This window comes from Aeromonas sp. FDAARGOS 1402 (assembly GCF_019046925.1).
In the GTDB taxonomy this organism is placed as follows: Bacteria; Pseudomonadota; Gammaproteobacteria; order Enterobacterales; family Aeromonadaceae; genus Aeromonas; species Aeromonas caviae.
This window is the reverse complement of record NZ_CP077202.1, coordinates 98,468-115,959: the sequence shown is the minus strand read 5'-3', so window position 1 is coordinate 115,959 and position 17,492 is coordinate 98,468. Positions and strand designations below refer to the sequence as shown.

The 17,492-nt window shown below is 54.3% G+C and carries 17 protein-coding genes and 3 pseudogenes; 9 read left to right on the top strand and 11 right to left on the bottom strand.

Annotated features, from left to right (window positions below; translation table 11 throughout):
* Nucleotides 1–18 precede the first annotated feature (18 nt).
* From I6L32_RS22010 to mphR(A), 5 genes and pseudogenes are all read left to right on the top strand, one after another.
* Nucleotides 19–1,269 (top strand): annotated as a pseudogene (locus tag I6L32_RS22010) (transposase); the annotation flags it as partial.
* 64 nt (nt 1,270–1,333) lie between these two features.
* A complete protein-coding gene (locus tag I6L32_RS22005) occupies nt 1,334–2,038 on the top strand; it encodes an IS6-like element IS26 family transposase (RefSeq protein ID WP_001067834.1) in 705 nt (234 codons plus the stop codon).
* 121 nt (nt 2,039–2,159) lie between these two features.
* Nucleotides 2,160–3,065, top strand: a complete 906-nt coding sequence (locus I6L32_RS22000) for an Mph(A) family macrolide 2'-phosphotransferase (RefSeq protein WP_000219391.1) — start codon at nt 2,160–2,162, stop codon at nt 3,063–3,065.
* Nucleotides 3,062–4,300, top strand: a complete 1,239-nt coding sequence (gene mrx(A) / locus I6L32_RS21995; protein ID WP_000004159.1) for a macrolide resistance MFS transporter Mrx(A) — start codon at nt 3,062–3,064, stop codon at nt 4,298–4,300. Before I6L32_RS22000 ends, mrx(A) begins: the two co-directional genes overlap by 4 nt.
* Nucleotides 4,300–4,884, top strand: coding sequence for a macrolide-binding transcriptional repressor MphR(A) (gene mphR(A), locus I6L32_RS21990; RefSeq protein WP_001137892.1), 585 nt, complete (start codon nt 4,300–4,302; stop codon nt 4,882–4,884). The genes mrx(A) and mphR(A) overlap by 1 nt, the downstream gene beginning before the upstream one ends.
* A 492-nt stretch (nt 4,885–5,376) precedes the next feature.
* Here mphR(A) and I6L32_RS21985 read toward each other — a convergent pair whose 3' ends face one another.
* From I6L32_RS21985 to I6L32_RS21960, 7 genes and pseudogenes are all read right to left on the bottom strand, one after another.
* A complete protein-coding gene (locus I6L32_RS21985) occupies nt 5,377–6,141 on the bottom strand; it encodes an IS6-like element IS6100 family transposase (protein ID WP_001389365.1) in 765 nt (254 codons plus the stop codon).
* Between the two features lie 117 nt (nt 6,142–6,258).
* Nucleotides 6,259–6,324, bottom strand: a pseudogene (locus I6L32_RS23255) (hypothetical protein); the annotation flags it as partial.
* A 43-nt stretch (nt 6,325–6,367) separates the two neighbouring features.
* Nucleotides 6,368–6,673: a PadR family transcriptional regulator gene (locus tag I6L32_RS21980; protein WP_000130000.1), complete on the bottom strand. Its 306-nt coding sequence runs from the start codon at nt 6,671–6,673 to the stop codon at nt 6,368–6,370.
* A 10-nt stretch (nt 6,674–6,683) separates the two neighbouring features.
* Nucleotides 6,684–7,889: a chromate efflux transporter gene (chrA, locus tag I6L32_RS21975; RefSeq protein ID WP_000184001.1), complete on the bottom strand. Its 1,206-nt coding sequence runs from the start codon at nt 7,887–7,889 to the stop codon at nt 6,684–6,686.
* A 155-nt stretch (nt 7,890–8,044) separates the two neighbouring features.
* Complete coding sequence (locus tag I6L32_RS21970) at nt 8,045–8,248, bottom strand: hypothetical protein (RefSeq protein WP_000376616.1); 204 nt, start codon at nt 8,246–8,248, stop codon at nt 8,045–8,047.
* 127 nt (nt 8,249–8,375) lie between these two features.
* Complete coding sequence (gene sul1, locus I6L32_RS21965) at nt 8,376–9,215, bottom strand: sulfonamide-resistant dihydropteroate synthase Sul1 (RefSeq protein WP_000259031.1); 840 nt, start codon at nt 9,213–9,215, stop codon at nt 8,376–8,378.
* Nucleotides 9,209–9,526 carry a multidrug efflux SMR transporter gene (locus I6L32_RS21960; RefSeq protein WP_071211019.1) on the bottom strand — a complete coding sequence of 106 codons (318 nt, stop codon included), beginning with the start codon at nt 9,524–9,526 and terminating at the stop codon, nt 9,209–9,211. The genes sul1 and I6L32_RS21960 overlap by 7 nt, the downstream gene beginning before the upstream one ends.
* A 2-nt stretch (nt 9,527–9,528) precedes the next feature.
* Here I6L32_RS21960 and I6L32_RS21955 point away from each other — a divergent pair, with 2 nt between their 5' ends.
* The gene (locus I6L32_RS21955) at nt 9,529–9,759 is read left to right on the top strand and encodes a hypothetical protein (protein WP_032495677.1); all 231 of its coding nucleotides are present in this window, start codon (nt 9,529–9,531) and stop codon (nt 9,757–9,759) included.
* Between the two features lie 498 nt (nt 9,760–10,257).
* Nucleotides 10,258–10,587 carry a hypothetical protein gene (locus I6L32_RS21950; protein ID WP_033917513.1) on the top strand — a complete coding sequence of 110 codons (330 nt, stop codon included), beginning with the start codon at nt 10,258–10,260 and terminating at the stop codon, nt 10,585–10,587.
* Here I6L32_RS21950 and I6L32_RS21945 read toward each other — a convergent pair.
* Nucleotides 10,560–11,261, bottom strand: coding sequence for a hypothetical protein (locus I6L32_RS21945; protein WP_032495674.1), 702 nt, complete (start codon nt 11,259–11,261; stop codon nt 10,560–10,562). The genes I6L32_RS21950 and I6L32_RS21945 overlap by 28 nt on opposite strands.
* Nucleotides 11,262–11,631: 370 nt before the next feature.
* On the opposite strand from I6L32_RS21945, the pseudogene I6L32_RS21940 reads away from it, so the two are divergent.
* Both I6L32_RS21940 and I6L32_RS21935 read left to right on the top strand, forming a co-directional pair.
* Nucleotides 11,632–11,829: pseudogene (locus I6L32_RS21940) on the top strand (ABC transporter ATP-binding protein); the annotation flags it as partial.
* Between the two features lie 263 nt (nt 11,830–12,092).
* A complete protein-coding gene (locus tag I6L32_RS21935) occupies nt 12,093–13,778 on the top strand; it encodes an ABC transporter ATP-binding protein (protein ID WP_216945337.1) in 1,686 nt (561 codons plus the stop codon).
* 38 nt (nt 13,779–13,816) lie between these two features.
* Here I6L32_RS21935 and I6L32_RS21930 read toward each other — a convergent pair whose 3' ends face one another.
* The 3 genes from I6L32_RS21930 to I6L32_RS21920 form a co-directional block, all read right to left on the bottom strand.
* Nucleotides 13,817–14,392 (bottom strand): glutathione S-transferase family protein, encoded by a 576-nt coding sequence (locus I6L32_RS21930; RefSeq protein ID WP_001176353.1) that lies wholly within the window; start codon nt 14,390–14,392, stop codon nt 13,817–13,819.
* A 73-nt stretch (nt 14,393–14,465) separates the two neighbouring features.
* A complete protein-coding gene (locus I6L32_RS21925; protein ID WP_049637349.1) occupies nt 14,466–15,392 on the bottom strand; it encodes an extended-spectrum class A beta-lactamase PER-3 in 927 nt (308 codons plus the stop codon).
* A gap of 322 nt (nt 15,393–15,714) precedes the next feature.
* The gene (locus tag I6L32_RS21920; RefSeq protein ID WP_000050481.1) at nt 15,715–17,256 is read right to left on the bottom strand and encodes an IS91-like element ISCR1 family transposase; all 1,542 of its coding nucleotides are present in this window, start codon (nt 17,254–17,256) and stop codon (nt 15,715–15,717) included.
* Nucleotides 17,257–17,492 lie beyond the last annotated feature (236 nt).

Sequence of the window (17,492 nt, the reverse complement as noted above, 5' to 3'; positions counted from 1 at the left end):
CACCAAAGCGAGGTGAGCATGGCGACGGACACCCCACGGATTCCAGAACAAGGCGTGGCCACTCTGCCTGATGAGGCTTGGGAGCGTGCGCGCCGTCGTGCGGAGATCATCAGTCCGTTGGCGCAGTCGGAGACGGTCGGGCACGAAGCGGCCGATATGGCGGCTCAGGCGCTGGGCTTGTCTCGGCGCCAGGTATACGTTCTGATCCGGCGTGCCCGGCAAGGCAGCGGCCTCGTGACGGATCTGGTGCCCGGCCAGTCCGGTGGAGGTAAAGGTAAGGGGCGCTTGCCGGAACCGGTCGAGCGCGTCATCCACGAGCTACTGCAAAAGCGGTTCCTGACCAAGCAGAAGCGCAGCCTAGCGGCCTTTCACCGCGAAGTCACTCAGGTGTGCAAGGCTCAAAAACTGCGAGTGCCGGCGCGCAATACCGTGGCCTTACGGATCGCTAGCCTTGACCCGCGCAAGGTCATCCGCCGGCGGGAAGGCCAGGATGCCGCTCGTGACCTACAAGGTGTGGGCGGCGAGCCTCCTGCCGTGACCGCGCCGCTGGAGCAGGTGCAGATAGACCATACGGTCATCGACCTGATCGTGGTCGATGACCGCGACCGGCAACCTATTGGCCGCCCGTACCTGACCCTCGCCATCGACGTGTTCACCCGCTGCGTGCTCGGCATGGTCGTCACGCTGGAAGCGCCGTCTGCCGTTTCGGTTGGCCTGTGCCTCGTGCATGTCGCCTGCGACAAGCGCCCTTGGCTGGAAGGACTGAACGTGGAAATGGATTGGCAGATGAGCGGCAAGCCCTTGCTGCTCTACCTAGACAACGCGGCCGAGTTCAAGAGCGAGGCCCTGCGCCGGGGTTGCGAGCAGCATGGCATCCGGCTGGACTATCGCCCGCTGGGACAGCCGCACTATGGCGGCATCGTGGAACGGATCATCGGCACGGCGATGCAGATGATTCACGACGAACTGCCGGGAACGACCTTCTCCAACCCTGACCAGCGCGGCGACTACGATTCCGAAAACAAGGCCGCCCTGACGCTGCGCGAGCTAGAGCGCTGGCTCACATTGGCGGTCGGCACCTACCACGGTTCGGTGCACAACGGCCTGCTCCAACCGCCGGCCGCGCGCTGGGCCGAGGCCGTGGCGCGTGTCGGCGTACCGGCCGTCGTCACACGCGCTACTTCGTTCCTGGTCGATTTTCTGCCGATCCTCCGGCGCACGCTGACCCGCACCGGCTTTGTCATCGACCACATCCACTACTACGCCGATGGGCACTGTTGCAAATAGTCGGTGGTGATAAACTTATCATCCCCTTTTGCTGATGGAGCTGCACATGAACCCATTCAAAGGCCGGCATTTTCAGCGTGACATCATTCTGTGGGCCGTACGCTGGTACTGCAAATACGGCATCAGTTACCGTGAGCTGCAGGAGATGCTGGCTGAACGCGGAGTGAATGTCGATCACTCCACGATTTACCGCTGGGTTCAGCGTTATGCGCCTGAAATGGAAAAACGGCTGCGCTGGTACTGGCGTAACCCTTCCGATCTTTGCCCGTGGCACATGGATGAAACCTACGTGAAGGTCAATGGCCGCTGGGCGTATCTGTACCGGGCCGTCGACAGCCGGGGCCGCACTGTCGATTTTTATATCTCCTCCCGTCGTAACAGCAAAGCTGCATACCGGTTTCTGGGTAAAATCCTCAACAACGTGAAGAAGTGGCAGATCCCGCGATTCATCAACACGGATAAAGCGCCCGCCTATGGTCGCGCGCTTGCTCTGCTCAAACGCGAAGGCCGGTGCCCGTCTGACGTTGAACACCGACAGATTAAGTACCGGAACAACGTGATTGAATGCGATCATGGCAAACTGAAACGGATAATCGGCGCCACGCTGGGATTTAAATCCATGAAGACGGCTTACGCCACCATCAAAGGTATTGAGGTGATGCGTGCACTACGCAAAGGCCAGGCCTCAGCATTTTATTATGGTGATCCCCTGGGCGAAATGCGCCTGGTAAGCAGAGTTTTTGAAATGTAAGGCCTTTGAATAAGACAAAAGGCTGCCTCATCGCTAACTTTGCAACAGTGCCGGATTGAATATAACCGACGTGACTGTTACATTTAGGTGGCTAAACCCGTCAAGCCCTCAGGAGTGAATCATGACCGTAGTCACGACCGCCGATACCTCCCAACTGTACGCACTTGCAGCCCGACATGGGCTCAAGCTCCATGGCCCGCTGACTGTCAATGAGCTTGGGCTCGACTATAGGATCGTGATCGCCACCGTCGACGATGGACGTCGGTGGGTGCTGCGCATCCCGCGCCGAGCCGAGGTAAGCGCGAAGGTCGAACCAGAGGCGCGGGTGCTGGCAATGCTCAAGAATCGCCTGCCGTTCGCGGTGCCGGACTGGCGCGTGGCCAACGCCGAGCTCGTTGCCTATCCCATGCTCGAAGACTCGACTGCGATGGTCATCCAGCCTGGTTCGTCCACGCCCGACTGGGTCGTGCCGCAGGACTCGGAGGTCTTCGCGGAGAGCTTCGCGACCGCGCTCGCCGCCCTGCATGCCGTCCCCATTTCCGCCGCCGTGGATGCGGGGATGCTCATCCGTACACCGACGCAGGCCCGTCAGAAGGTGGCCGACGACGTTGACCGCGTCCGACGCGAGTTCGTGGTGAACGACAAGCGCCTCCACCGGTGGCAGCGCTGGCTCGACGACGATTCGTCGTGGCCAGATTTCTCCGTGGTGGTGCATGGCGATCTCTACGTGGGCCATGTGCTCATCGACAACACGGAGCGCGTCAGCGGGATGATCGACTGGAGCGAGGCCCGCGTTGATGACCCTGCCATCGACATGGCCGCGCACCTTATGGTCTTTGGTGAAGAGGGGCTCGCGAAGCTCCTCCTCACGTATGAAGCGGCCGGTGGCCGGGTGTGGCCGCGGCTCGCCCACCACATCGCGGAGCGCCTTGCGTTCGGGGCGGTCACCTACGCACTCTTCGCCCTCGACTCGGGTAACGAAGAGTACCTCGCTGCGGCGAAGGCGCAGCTCGCCGCAGCGGAATGAGCGAACGTCGATATAGCCCGCTCGCGACGCTGTTCGCGGCGACCTTTCTCTTCCGGATCGGCAACGCGGTGGCGGCCCTCGCGCTTCCATGGTTCGTCCTGTCTCATACAAAGAGCGCGGCCTGGGCGGGCGCCACGGCCGCTAGCAGCGTCATCGCGACCATCATCGGCGCGTGGGTTGGTGGTGGCCTCGTCGATCGGTTCGGGCGCGCGCCCGTCGCATTGATCTCGGGTGTGGTGGGCGGCGTGGCCATGGCGAGCATCCCACTGCTCGATGCCGTTGGCGCCCTCTCGAACACTGGGCTGATCGCTTGCGTGGTGCTCGGTGCCGCGTTCGACGCACCCGGTATGGCCGCGCAGGACAGTGAGCTGCCCAAACTCGGCCACGTCGCCGGGCTCTCCGTTGAGCGCGTCTCGTCACTGAAAGCGGTGATCGGGAACGTCGCGATTCTAGGTGGCCCGGCCCTTGGGGGGGCCGCAATCGGCCTGCTTGGCGCTGCGCCAACGCTCGGGCTGACGGCGTTCTGCTCCGTCCTTGCAGGTCTGCTCGGCGCGTGGGTGCTTCCCGCGCGTGCCGCTCGGACGATGACCACGACGGCGACTCTCTCCATGCGCGCCGGCGTCGCTTTTCTCTGGAGCGAACCCCTGCTGCGCCCTCTCTTTGGTATAGTGATGATCTTCGTGGGCATCGTTGGCGCCAACGGCAGCGTCATCATGCCTGCGCTGTTTGTAGATGCAGGACGCCAAGTAGCAGAGCTCGGGCTGTTCTCCTCAATGATGGGGGCTGGTGGTCTCCTTGGCATTGCCATTCATGCGTCGGTCGGCGCCCGGATATCAGCGCAGAACTGGCTGGCGGTGGCATTTTGTGGCTCTGCGGTGGGCTCGCTTCTGCTTTCACAGTTGCCAGGCGTGCCGGTGCTGATGTTGTTGGGCGCGCTCGTGGGACTGCTGACCGGCTCAGTCTCTCCCATTCTCAACGCTGCCATCTACAACCGCACGCCGCCAGAACTTCTCGGCCGGGTACTCGGCACGGTCTCGGCGGTGATGCTGTCAGCCTCGCCCATGGTTATGCTTGCGGCCGGCGCGTTTGTCGACCTTGCTGGTCCGCTCCCTGGCCTCGTTGTATCGGCCGTGTTTGCGGGGCTCGTGGCTCTACTCTCGCTCCGTCTTCAATTTGCTACAATGGCGGCGGCAGCCACAGCCTCCGCCCCAACCCATACAGAAGGTGAACACTGATGCCCCGCCCCAAGCTCAAGTCCGATGACGAGGTACTCGAGGCCGCCACCGTAGTGCTGAAGCGTTGCGGTCCCATAGAGTTCACGCTCAGCGGAGTAGCAAAGGAGGTGGGGCTCTCCCGCGCAGCGTTAATCCAGCGCTTCACCAACCGCGATACGCTGCTGGTGAGGATGATGGAGCGCGGCGTCGAGCAGGTGCGGCATTACCTGAATGCGATACCGATAGGCGCAGGGCCGCAAGGGCTCTGGGAATTTTTGCAGGTGCTCGTTCGGAGCATGAACACTCGCAACGACTTCTCGGTGAACTATCTCATCTCCTGGTACGAGCTCCAGGTGCCGGAGCTACGCACGCTTGCGATCCAGCGGAACCGCGCGGTGGTGGAGGGGATCCGCAAGCGACTGCCCCCAGGTGCTCCTGCGGCAGCTGAGTTGCTCCTGCACTCGGTCATCGCTGGCGCGACGATGCAGTGGGCCGTCGATCCGGATGGTGAGCTAGCTGATCATGTGCTGGCTCAGATCGCTGCCATCCTGTGTTTAATGTTTCCCGAACACGACGATTTCCAACTCCTCCAGGCACATGCGTAAACGGAGGTGTGCAGAGTCCCTGCGGCAGGCGACGAACACGACCGTCGTCGATTAGTACCGGTACGGTCGGTGGTATCGAAGTCTTGATCACCACTCAGGTCTACGGCTTACAAATGGTGACCATCCCGATACTTGCGTCAGAGCACCGGGCCGATTCTTTGACAGTGAATCACTCCCGTAAGGTTGTGCCGGTGTGGGTGTCCCGGGTCGAGACGATACTCCGCCAATGCGCCCAGCAAACAACCTGGCCATCGCAGGTGGTGGGGAGCGGTGTGGCGGATGAGTTGGACAAGTTGGTGTAGCAGCACGAGCACGGCGAGATAACATCGCAGGAGTTCGACATGCTCAAGAGACAGCTGATTGCGAATCGCGATGCAGATTCATAACCCGATTGCGGGTTGGCTTCACTCCACCATCACCGAGCAGACTAGCACGGCGGGCTCTGTTGCAAAGATTGGCGGCAGTCAGAGGTAGGCTGTCGCTCTGCGCCGATCAGGCGGCTGCTGCGAAATGGTGGTTGAGCATGCCCATGGCCTCCGTCAGCGCCGAGGGCCCAATGCCAAAAGCTCTCTCCACAAGGCGCACCTCGCCCCTGATGCCGGGCTGCAGGCACCAGGGGCGAGCCTGTCCTTTGCGCAGGGCTCGCATGACTTCGAATCCCTTGATCGTGGCATAGGCCGTGGGGATCGATTTGAAACCGCGCACCGGCTTGATCAGTATCTTGAGCTTTCCGTGATCGGCCTCGATCACGTTATTGAGATACTTCACCTGCCGGTGGGCCGTCTCCCGGTCCAGCTTTCCTTCGCGCTTCAATTCGGTGATCGCTGCACCATAGCTCGGCGCTTTGTCGGTATTGAGCGTGGCAGGCTTTTCCCAGTGCTTCAGGCCTCGCAGGGCCTTGCCCAGGAACCGCTTCGCTGCCTTGGCGCTGCGGGTCGGCGACAGGTAGAAATCGATCGTGTCGCCCCGCTTGTCGACTGCCCGGTACAGGTAGGTCCACTTGCCCCGCACCTTGACGTAGGTTTCATCCAGGCGCCAGCTCGGATCAAAGCCACGCCGCCAGAACCAGCGCAGCCGCTTCTCCATCTCCGGGGCGTAGCACTGGACCCAGCGATAGATCGTCGTATGGTCGACCGAAATGCCGCGTTCCGCCAGCATTTCCTCAAGGTCGCGATAGCTGATCGGATAGCGACAATACCAGCGCACCGCCCACAGGATCACATCACCCTGGAAATGGCGCCACTTGAAATCCGTCATCGTTCCGTCCGTCCAATCTCCGCCAAGCATGCTCAAGCTTCACGATTTTTGCAACAGAGCCCACACGAGTATTGAGCATAGTCGAGATTGGTGCAGATCACTTCTGATATTGAACTGTCAGGAGCTGGCTGCACAACAGCCATTACGCCCAATCAACTGGTGCAGTCGTCTTCTGAAAATGACAATCCAGTTAGGGTATAGCTCAACCTGACATAGAAGCAAAAACTCAACCACCTTCTACCAACTCTCCGAACAGCTCCTTGACCTTTGTTTTCGCATCAGCAAGTGCAGTTCTGCCTTGTTCAGTGATGTCATAAACACGCCGTTCACGTCGCCCGGTGCGTTCGTGGCGTGAGGTCAGATAGCCTTTTTTTTCCAGGCCGTGCAGCATCGGGTACACGGTGCCAGCGCTCATCTCGTAGCCGTGTCGGCGTAGCTCTTCGATGATCCCCAGCCCAAAGACAGGTTCCTCGGCTGCATGGTGAAGGATGTGCAGGCGGATCAAACCGCCGTAGAGGTCTTTGTCAGTCATTTTTTGTGCCTCACAGAGCGACGCTCAACAGCCACCCAGCTGCACCGCTACCGAGGACAACCAGCCACGGCGGGAGCTTCCAGAACATAAGTGCGACAAGGGCAACTAATGCCAAGCCGAAGTCTTGCGGCTGAAAGATGGCGCTAGTCCATACAGGCTGATACAGCGCGGCCAGCAGCAAGCCGACTACAGCGGCATTGATCCCGGCCAGCGCAGCTTGGATGCCTGTATTGCGGCGCAAACGCTCCCAAAATGGCATTGATCCGACGACCAGCAAGAACGAGGGCGCGAAGATAGCCAGCAGACACACAATGCCGCCGATCCAGCCCGACGGGGCGGTGTTCATCGAGGCACCAAGAAACGCGGCGAACGTGAACAAAGGGCCGGGCACCGCTTGAGCTGCCCCGTACCCCGCGAGAAAGGATTCATTGTTGACCCAGCCGGAGGGCACCACTTCGGCTTGCAGTAATGGCAGCACAACGTGACCACCGCCGAACACCAGTGATCCGACACGATAGAAGGAATCCACCATTGCCATGGTTTGACTTGGCATCAGTTCGGCCAACACCGGCAGGCCAATCAGCAAGACAAAGAACAGCGAGAGCCAAAGCACGCCGGCCCGGTGACTGACCGTGATAGGTAGGGGGTCATGCTCAACAACTTTCGCTGGCTTGAACAATAACCGGCCTGCGATGCCTGCGATAGCAATCACGCCAACCTGTCCCCACGCGGACGGCACAAGTAAAACGACGCAGGTAGCAATTGCCATGATGGTGACTCGCAGCCCATCCGTGCATAGGTTACGCGCCATGCCCCATACTGCTTGAGCGACCACGGCCACAGCCACCACTTTTAAGCCATGCAACGCGCCCTGCGAGACGTAATCGCCATAGCTGGAGATGCCGAGCGCAAAAAGGATCAAGGCTATGGCAGACGGCAGCGTGAAGCCAGCCCAAGCAGCCAGCGCCCCGCTGTATCCAGCCCGAGACAGTCCTACCGCTATGCCGACCTGGCTGCTTGCAGGCCCTGGCAAGAACTGACAAAGCGCGACCAAGTCAGCATAGCTCCGTTCGGAGAGCCAGCGCCGCCGTGTGACAAATTCGGCGCGGAAGTAGCCCAAGTGCGCAATGGGGCCGCCAAAAGATGTCAATCCAAGCCGCAGAAAAATAAGAAAGACCGACCATGGTCTGCTGTCATCGGTAGGGTTATTCGTCATACTTTCGCCTTCATGATCTGCAACGAGTTGATCAATAATAAGCGAAATTCGATAACGAAATTCGATATAAATCTAGAAAAAAATACCTCTATGTGTACTACGCAGTTTTAGCTGTGGCTTTCACAGGAGCACGCTTACTTACGGCTTAGCGTGCTTTATTTTCCGTTTTCTGAGGCGATCCCTAGGAGCTCGGATCTCAGGACGAAGGTCTCCGCGAATGTCCGGTCGATCCGCGCGACGTCCCAGGCGGGCGTTCCCTTGGCGGACATCCACGCCGCAGCGTCGTGCATCAGCCGCACAACCTCGTCGATATCACCCGAGCAGGCGACCCGAACGTTCGGAGGCTCCTCGCTGTCCATTCGCTCCCCTGGCGCGGTATGAACCGCCGCCTCATAGTGCAGTTTGATCCTGACGAGCCCAGCATGTCTGCGCCCACCTTCGCGGAACCTGACCAGGGTCCGCTAGCGGGCGGCCGGAAGGTGAATGCTAGGCATGATCTAACCCTCGGTCTCTGGCGTCGCGACTGCGAAATTTCGCGAGGGTTTCCGAGAAGGTGATTGCGCTTCGCAGATCTCCAGGCGCGTGGGTGCGGACGTAGTCAGCGCCATTGCCGATCGCGTGAAGTTCCGCCGCAAGGCTCGCTGGACCCAGATCCTTTACAGGAAGGCCAACGGTGGCGCCCAAGAAGGATTTCCGCGACACCGAGACCAATAGCGGAAGCCCCAACGCCGACTTCAGCTTTTGAAGGTTCGACAGCACGTGCAGCGATGTTTCCGGTGCGGGGCTCAAGAAAAATCCCATCCCCGGATCGAGGATGAGCCGGTCGGCAGCGACCCCGCTCCGTCGCAAGGCGGAAACCCGCGCCTCGAAGAACCGCACAATCTCGTCGAGCGCGTCTTCGGGTCGAAGGTGACCGGTGCGGGTGGCGATGCCATCCCGCTGCGCTGAGTGCATAACCACCAGCCTGCAGTCCGCCTCAGCAATATCGGGATAGAGCGCAGGGTCAGGAAATCCTTGGATATCGTTCAGGTAGCCCACGCCGCGCTTGAGCGCATAGCGCTGGGTTTCCGGTTGGAAGCTGTCGATTGAAACACGGTGCATCTGATCGGACAGGGCGTCTAAGAGCGGCGCAATACGTCTGATCTCATCGGCCGGCGATACAGGCCTCGCGTCCGGATGGCTGGCGGCCGGTCCGACATCCACGACGTCTGATCCGACTCGCAGCATTTCGATCGCCGCGGTGACAGCGCCGGCGGGGTCTAGCCGCCGGCTCTCATCGAAGAAGGAGTCCTCGGTGAGATTCAGAATGCCGAACACCGTCACCATGGCGTCGGCCTCCGCAGCGACTTCCACGATGGGGATCGGGCGAGCAAAAAGGCAGCAATTATGAGCCCCATACCTACAAAGCCCCACGCATCAAGCTTTTGCCCATGAAGCAACCAGGCAATGGCTGTAATTATGACGACGCCGAGTCCCGACCAGACTGCATAAGCAACACCGACAGGGATGGATTTCAGAACCAGAGAAAGAAAATAAAATGCGATGCCATAACCGATTATGACAACGGCGGAAGGGGCAAGCTTAGTAAAGCCCTCGGTACATTTGTTTTCTGATTTAGTGACAATGGTAAGGAACAGTTATGCAAATCAACTTAAATACTCCGGGCACAGCGGCTACATCAACAATACAAACTGTTGCTCCTGCTGCTCAGGCTAAAACCACCACTACAACAGCACCCTCTACTGCAGACACTGTCACCTTATCTGCTGAAGCAAAGGCGAAGCTGGCTGCAGAGCAGCAAGAATCTAAAGCAATAAATCCAACACTGACTACATTAGGTGGTGGCTGGGGTAATGAACCACCAAAATAAGAGGTAGTTTGTGGGGACATTTATTACGACTCTTGCTGAGTACTTATGGGTGTTGTGCATAGGTTCTCTACTGCTGTCCTTAGTCTGGTCGGCCAGTAAATCTGCACGAATAACCATATTGATACTCACTTTATCGGGATTAGCTCAAGACAGGATTGCTCCTTTGCTGATGGGGATATCTGAAACATCTCCTGAGCTCGCTCGCTTACTTTGGTACCCAAGTTGGGTGATATGTCAAACATTGACGCTTGGTATCATCTGGGTTATTCATAGAAAATTCGTATGGGCGGTTGAACAAATCACTCAATTCATTTGTTTAAGCATCTTGATGCACTCTGTTCTGCAGGTAGCGAGATTCACAGACAGAGTCATATTTGGCACTGATCTATTGGGTGGTATATACAAATATGGAATACCAGCTATAAATATCGCAGCAATTTTAGCGATATTTTTATGGTCCATATCAGGAGCCGTCAAGCACAGAAAGGAACTTCAGGAATGCTGACTTTTGTTATGTCTGCAATTACGTTTGGCTTTTTACTGTTAAGTCTGTTTTTCTACAAGAAGTTGATTGGAATGTCAGATGCATTAAACATTATCGAAAAGCAGGTGGCCGCTGATATGGAGATCCGGGCGCATAGATTATGCCTGCTTGCATACGAAGCGCAACGGTTCGGTAACTCTGTGGATAGACGTGCTTTGGATGAAGAGTTTAAAGATTTTTTGCACCTGTACATTGAAGACTACCAAGCAGAAGTCGCAAAAAAGATCAGAGAACATAAGCTCAGCGAGATTTCTGCCTACGGATTTATTAAATTAGATAAGTAGTCATAACAACAAAGCTGTGGACAAGATCTGTCTTGTCTTATTTTAAATGCCCCCCACTGCTTCTCATAGTGATGCACGCCAGCTTTGGCCACCTTTAGATTTGACTGATGCTGCTTGTTAAGAAAATTCTGAATATCTTGCTGAACCTGATGCACAGCATCCAGTAATTGGGCTAAAGCAAACTCCTCGGCATGAAACACAAAGGTTTTACTGGCAGGTTCAAGCCAGCAAAACATGGCTTCATTATCCATCCAGGTGATCACCTGATTAAAACCGGTTAAATGATGCGCTTGATAACGACGCAGAGCAGTATTATCCCGCACTGAATGATCCAGCTCATCTGCATGACGCCATAACGCCTCATTCCGCAGTGGATGGTTTAGATCAGGCAGGTTGATTTCACTTCGCAGCGCCATGGCTCTATGACACAAATCCAGCCCCAGTTCTCCGCAACACTTGGCGGGCCAGAAAATCCGGGATAATTGATAGCTATGGATCAGAATTAAATGCACGGCATCGTACATATCTTCACAAGCCCGGCGCTGACAATCCCAGTCTTCAGACCAGTCATGTAATTGTTTGATGGCTCTGTCCAGTTGCTGACCAGCCTCAACGACTAACTCAGCTTGCAGTTCTGCCTGCTTCATGTAGACCAATAATTCTTTGGCATCCATTTCAACACTCCTGTAAGACGAGACAACACCCTGATTCGGGTACTCTGTATTTTCAGTGTAGAAAGCAAAAAGTCCTTTGCAAGCTGACAAAACAGAAGCTAAGTTATAGATTTTCCAGTTATTACCTATTAACGGTCCTTCAATAAATCTAAGCTGCTGAGTTCATGTGATATAGCATCTTTTGGATTTTTCAGATTTTTTGTATTTATTTTCAACAATCTGCTGTTCTGTTCAGCAAAAAAGCGAGTCACAAGCTATCGGTTATAAAATAAGATGGCCGTTCTAAACCGGGCTTTCATCAAATAGTTACATCTGTTTTTTAAACTTTGACGTACAATAACTGCCTTTTTCGTTGCTGCAGAGGAATTTTATGCTGGGCTTTTTTGAACGCTTAACCAACCCTTTCCCTGATAAAGAGCCAACTCAGCCACCTCAAGGCCTGTTTGCATTTTGTTTGCATTACAGTCAAGGCATGGTGTTGCCTCTGATCCTGATGTCTATTGCGACAGCCTTACTGGCCGCATTAGAAGTGTCCTTATTTGGCTATATGGGGCAATTAGTCGATTGGTGCATATTCCGGTCGAAAATGAACACCTATTCCGGTTTAAAATGAACGCTGATTCCGGCTTGCGTGTACACCGATTCCGGACACCTCAGTGCACGTACTCTGATGTCAGATGAACCGTCCTGTTCCAACGTCTTGGATCCACAACTGCCGCGCTGCGCTTGGCTGCTGGCTTGTTCAGTGAGTCGAAAAGATGCCTCCCCTCAAAGCTCAGCTTCTGCTCGAAGAATCCCTGTCCGCATACTTTCCGGAAATGGTGTTCACAGATTCCGGAATCACTGTTCAACTTCACCGGAATACGCAATTGGTTGGTAACCAAGAATCCGGCTACTTTCTGGCAGGAAGAGCAGGATACCTTGATCACTATGGCCATAGTGATGTTGCTGGTGTTGCCTGGTTTGGTATTTTTTCACTCAGCCCTGATCCACCAAACTATATTGGGTAACTACCCTATGTCGATCCGCTGGCTGGCGCATCGTTATTTACTGAAACAAAGTTTGGGTTTCTACCAGAATGAATTCGCTGGTCGCATCGCCACTAAAGTGATGCAAACGGCTTTGGCAGTGCGCGAAACGGCCACCAAGCTGCTGGATGTGATGGTGTATGTGGTGGTGTATTTTGGCTCTATGTTGTATCTGATCGCCGATGCAGATTGGCGCTTGGTACTGCCGATGATTGCCTGGTTAGTCATATACACCGGCTTGCAGTTTTATTTTGTGCCGAGACTGAAACAAGTTGCAACAGAACAAGCCGATGCCCGTTCAGAAATGACAGGCCGTATTGTCGACAGCTACACCAATATCAGCACTATTAAACTGTTTTCACACACGGCTCGTGAGTCAGAATACGCCCGCGATAGCATGCAGCTGTTTCTGGTGCCTGTGTACAGACAAATGCGACTGGCTACCTGGCTCAATATTTGTGTGCAGGGTCTGAACTATCTGTTGGTGTTCTCTATTGCCACGCTGGCGATATGGCTTTGGTCTGTCAATGCCGTCACTGTGGGCTCTATTGCCATCGCAGTCAGTCTGGCGCTGCGTTTAAATGGTATGTCGCAGTGGATCATGTGGGAAGTCAGTGCACTGTTTGAAAACATAGGTACTGTGGCAGATGGTATTGCGACTTTGTCTCAGCCTCAGCAAATCATCGACAAAGCTGATGCGAAGCCGCTTGAAGTGCCACAAGGTCAGATTGAGTTTAAGCAACTGAACTTTAACTACGGCAAAGCAGCAGGTGAACATGGTCCTGTGATTGATGGTCTGGACTTGTCGATTAAACCCGGTGAAAAAGTAGGTTTAGTCGGCCGTTCTGGTGCTGGTAAATCCACGCTGGTGAACTTACTGCTGCGCTTTTATGATGTCAATTCAGGCCAGATTTTGATAGACGGTCAGGACATCAAAACTGTATCACAGGAAAGTCTTCGCGCTCATATAGCTATGGTGACCCAGGATACCTCCCTGCTACACCGTACTGTAAGGGAAAATATTTTATATGGTCGTCCTGGCGCTACCGAAGCGGAAATGATTGAAGCAGCCCGTTTAGCCGAAGCCGATGCTTTTATTCAGGAGCTTACCGATCCTAAAGGCAACAGTGGCTACGACGCTCAGGTGGGCGAACGTGGAGTCAAGCTTTCTGGTGGTCAACGTCAACGTATTGCAATAGCTCGGGTTTTACTGAAAAACGCCCCTATTCTGATTTTGGATGAAGCCACCTCAGCGCTGGACTCCGAAGTAGAATCAGCTATTCAGCATAGTCTGACTCAGTTGATGATAGGCAAAACGGTTATAGCCATTGCACACCGTTTATCTACCATAGCAGCTATGGACAGGCTGATCGTTCTGGATCAAGGTCGTATTGTGGAACAAGGCAGTCATCAGGAACTGATCGCCAAAGGCGGTATTTACGCTCAATTATGGGCGCATCAAACCGGCGGCTTTATTGGTGTGGAATAAATAATAAAGGTCAGAGTCTTGGCTCTGACCTGTTGTTTTTAGCTTAAACGCGGGTCGGTTTCAGCGACCATCGGCCGGTTTAAATGCGCATTTCTGAACTGTAATAATACAGGGAAGGGTTTTAAGTCGACTAAATCGCGGAACAATATCCAGTCGATTAAAGTGAACAGACTGATACCAGGATAGTCCCAGTCACCGAAATGCCCTGCCCTGATTTGTTGCTCAAGTGCCTCTAGCGTCGCCTGAATTCGCTCATGCTGAAGATTAAAAAACAATTTATCTTCAGTCACGTCAAAACCTGAGCGCTTACAAAGCAGTAATTCAACCAAGGAGTCTGTGCAGGCATTGATGGTCGTCAGACCGTTTTCCTGATCCCAGCTCAATGGTTTGAATTTCAGTTTCGAAGCCAAATAACGATAAATTACGCCTGAATCAAAAATAACCTGCTCTCCATCCACTAACACAGGCACTTTGCGTGCCGGATTATGTTGTACCAACACTGAACGGCCTTCAGACTCAAAAATATTAAGCGCTACAAACTGATAAGGTTGCCCTGCCAGTACTAAACGTAAACGACGAACAAAAGGGGAAGCCACTGAACCTAATAACTGCATAACCTACTCCAATTTCAAACCATAGCTTTAGTGTACAACCAGAGTCAGCGGCTTAGATAGTGCTGATAGTCTGTTAATTTGGGCTTAGGGCAGAAAGCTTTTTCAATTCAAATTGATACGCAGTCTGAGCAACCTGCGCAATGATAGCTTCATTGGTTCGGCTTGACTCGGCTGAGTCTTTCACAAAAACAGCAACCAGCAAGGGCCGTCCATCAGGCAACAGAATGATACCTAAATCATTAGTGGCCGCAGTTTTTCCGGCTTTGATACCCGAAGTACCAGTTTTATGTGCGACCACAGTACCAGCTGGTAACAAACCTTTTAACCGCTCTGGTCCTGTGGTGGTTTCGACCATCCACTTCCATAACAAAGCCTGCGAGGTTTCAGACAGCTGTGTTTTTTGCTCAAACTTTTTCAGGATCTCTGCAGCACCTTTCATCGAGGTCCAGTTTTGATACTGCACCTGATCATCGGCGTGCATCTGCGCTTCATTTGCGACCACAGCGGTCTCCTTTATACCCATAGACTGGATATAGTCATGCAAAGCAGCTGGTCCACCAACCAGTTCAAATAACAAATCACAGGCCACGTTATCGCTGAGCGAGACCGAGTATTGCAGCAGTTGCTGCACTGGAACACTAAACTCGTCTCCCTGATACGCTTTCATTATCGGAGCCCAGGTATTCTGTAAAACCTTAGCCCTGTTTACGATAACGGTCTGATTTAAATCCAACTTTCCCTGATCAACCTGATGCAGTACCAACATAGCTAAATGCAATTTAAATACACTTTGCATTGGGAATTTTTCAAAAGGATTAATCAGTAAAGGTTCCAGATCGTCAGGCCCCCACACTGCAACGCCTACAGTGGCTTTTTTTCCAATGACTATGGATTCAATTTGCTCTTTTAACAGTGGGGATTGCGCTGAGGTTTCGAATGAACTAAAAGATACCATCAGTAGCGTCGAGGCAGTAACTACAGCTTTTATAATGACATTCATCGGATTGTCCTTTTGATAAGTCGATATGAATTATACAAAAGGCAGCCAAAGCTGCCTTTTTAGGGTATAGGAAGTATAAACAACCTTTTTGGGTATAGGAAGTATAAACCACCTTTTTGCTCCTCATCCGAAGTATCTTACCTGAAATTCCCTCACTCGTTTACCGCTCAAGCCCCAATTTTAACTGCCGGTCCAGCCTAAACCGCTCTAATAAGGTTCGATTTGGCGGTAAAATCTCTAGCCTGATAGCTCGAGAGATACAAACTGCCCCACCGCCCCGTTTAAAAGTTGGCAGTGTTGAGCAGTGTTGGATTTGGGGTCGTCAGTCAAAGAGACGACTCTGTGATGGATCGAACAGGCTGGGAGTCAGTGGCGGCGCTCGTTCTGGTGGCAGCTCACGCTGCTTGGCGGCATTCGCCTTGGCTGTTTTCTGTTTCAGATGCTTGAGAATCTGCTCAATGACCTTCGGATCTTCGATGCTGGCAATCACTTTGACGTGACCGCCGCAGTGTTCGCAGACTTCAATATCAATATTGAAGACTCGCTTGAGGCGTTGCATCCAGGTCATGGCGCGGTGGCGCTCTGCAGGACTCTTGTCACGCCAGTTAGTATCGAGACCTTCCGATTTGTCGGGCTTCTTGCCCCGCTTGGCGGGTGTTACTTGAACTCGGTGTTTGCTGTTCGGTGCAAAGACGCCGTGGAAGCGTGTGAGGTTGACTCGCGGCTTAGGTACCAACGCAGCGAGTTTGGCGATGAAGTCCAGCGGCTCGAAGATCACATGGGTGGTGCCATTGCGGTACGGAGTTTTGAGCTCGTAACGCACCTGCCCATTGGCGGTTAATGCCAGACGTTTTTCTGAAACCGCTGGCCGACTAATGTAGCGACACAAGCGCTCAAGCTTATCCCGCTGATGCGCTTCGGCCATCACACCGGCGTGTAGCGAGAAACCAGCATGGTTGGCTACTCGACTGCTTGAGTCGGCTTTATCCTCACGCCCTGGCAAGGTTTGCAGGGTGAAGACTTTGCGCCCTTGCTGGGGGCCGACGGCAATGCGATACGTAACCGAAGCACCATGTAATTGAGTCAGCGTATCGTCTTCGCCCTCTTCCAGTGTCAACCACGTATTCTCGGCATCACGCTCCAAAATCCCACGCTTTTCCATGCAGCGAGCGATGCGATGGCTGAGGGTGTGAGCGAGCGTATTCAGCTCATCGTAAGTGGGTGCCTTGACACGATGGAAGCGTTGCTTGCCATAGTCATCTTCGGCATAGACACCATCGAGAAACAGCATGTGGTAGTGGACATTGAGATTTAGCGCGGAGCCAAAGCGTTGGATAAGAGTCACTGAGCCAGTTTGTGCAGAGGCTTTGGTGTAACCGGCTTTTTTGATCAGATGAGTTGAGAGTGTACGATAGACGATACTCAAGACCTGGCCCATCAGCTGGGGATGGCGAGCCAGCAAAAAGCGTAGCTGGAAAGGAAAGCTGAGCACCCACTGGCGAATGGGCTCCTTGGGGAAGACTTCGTCTATCAGCAGCGCCGCACTCTCGGCCATCCGGCGGGCACCGCAGCTAGGGCAAAAGCCGCGTCGTTTACAGCTGAAGGCGACCAGACGCTCGTGATGACAATCCTCGCAGCGAACCCGCATGAAACCATACTCCAGACGGCCACATTGGAGGAGGTCGTTGAATTCTTGTTGGATGTAGCGAGGCAGGTGTTGACCTTGGGCTTCGAGTGAGGCTTTGAAGGCTGGGTAGTGCTGCTCAACCAGCTGGTAGAGCAGCGTCTGGTCGGGTTGGTGGCGTTCGTAACCGTTTGTTTGAGTGGGCGATTGACTCGCCGTGGCGTTCCTTGCCAGCGACATGGGTATCCTCCGCTGATACTGTGGTTATGTACAGTATCAGCGGCTTGCGTTCAGACGTCCAGTCTGGCCCTAGACATCGCTAAATGCTTAACCCGCAATAGCCCTCACGAGTTGTTATCAGCCACTACCGGTTGAGCGAGAAGGTTTTGGGTTCAGGGTGCTATTGCTCCACCAATCACAATACTGAAGCCCCAACTGTTATCAGTTGGGGCTTTTTCTTGTCTGTTTGCGGCGGT

Bases quoted from the DNA above. Each gene is read 5' to 3' on its own strand.
- I6L32_RS21925 (WP_049637349.1), bottom strand. From the start codon at position 15,392: ATGAATGTCATTATAAAAGCTGTAGTTACTGCCTCGACGCTACTGATG.
- I6L32_RS21945 (WP_032495674.1), bottom strand. From the start codon at position 11,261: ATGGATGCCAAAGAATTATTGGTCTACATGAAGCAGGCAGAACTGCAA.
- I6L32_RS21985 (WP_001389365.1), bottom strand. From the start codon at position 6,141: ATGACGGATTTCAAGTGGCGCCATTTCCAGGGTGATGTGATCCTGTGG.
- I6L32_RS22005 (WP_001067834.1), top strand. From the start codon at position 1,334: ATGAACCCATTCAAAGGCCGGCATTTTCAGCGTGACATCATTCTGTGG.
- chrA (WP_000184001.1), bottom strand. From the start codon at position 7,889: ATGACGAATAACCCTACCGATGACAGCAGACCATGGTCGGTCTTTCTT.
- sul1 (WP_000259031.1), bottom strand. From the start codon at position 9,215: ATGGTGACGGTGTTCGGCATTCTGAATCTCACCGAGGACTCCTTCTTC.
- I6L32_RS21950 (WP_033917513.1), top strand. From the start codon at position 10,258: ATGCTGACTTTTGTTATGTCTGCAATTACGTTTGGCTTTTTACTGTTA.
- I6L32_RS21920 (WP_000050481.1), bottom strand. From the start codon at position 17,256: ATGTCGCTGGCAAGGAACGCCACGGCGAGTCAATCGCCCACTCAAACA.
- I6L32_RS21970 (WP_000376616.1), bottom strand. From the start codon at position 8,248: ATGGACAGCGAGGAGCCTCCGAACGTTCGGGTCGCCTGCTCGGGTGAT.
- I6L32_RS21980 (WP_000130000.1), bottom strand. From the start codon at position 6,673: ATGACTGACAAAGACCTCTACGGCGGTTTGATCCGCCTGCACATCCTT.
- I6L32_RS21930 (WP_001176353.1), bottom strand. From the start codon at position 14,392: ATGCAGTTATTAGGTTCAGTGGCTTCCCCTTTTGTTCGTCGTTTACGT.
- I6L32_RS22000 (WP_000219391.1), top strand. From the start codon at position 2,160: ATGACCGTAGTCACGACCGCCGATACCTCCCAACTGTACGCACTTGCA.
- I6L32_RS21955 (WP_032495677.1), top strand. From the start codon at position 9,529: ATGCAAATCAACTTAAATACTCCGGGCACAGCGGCTACATCAACAATA.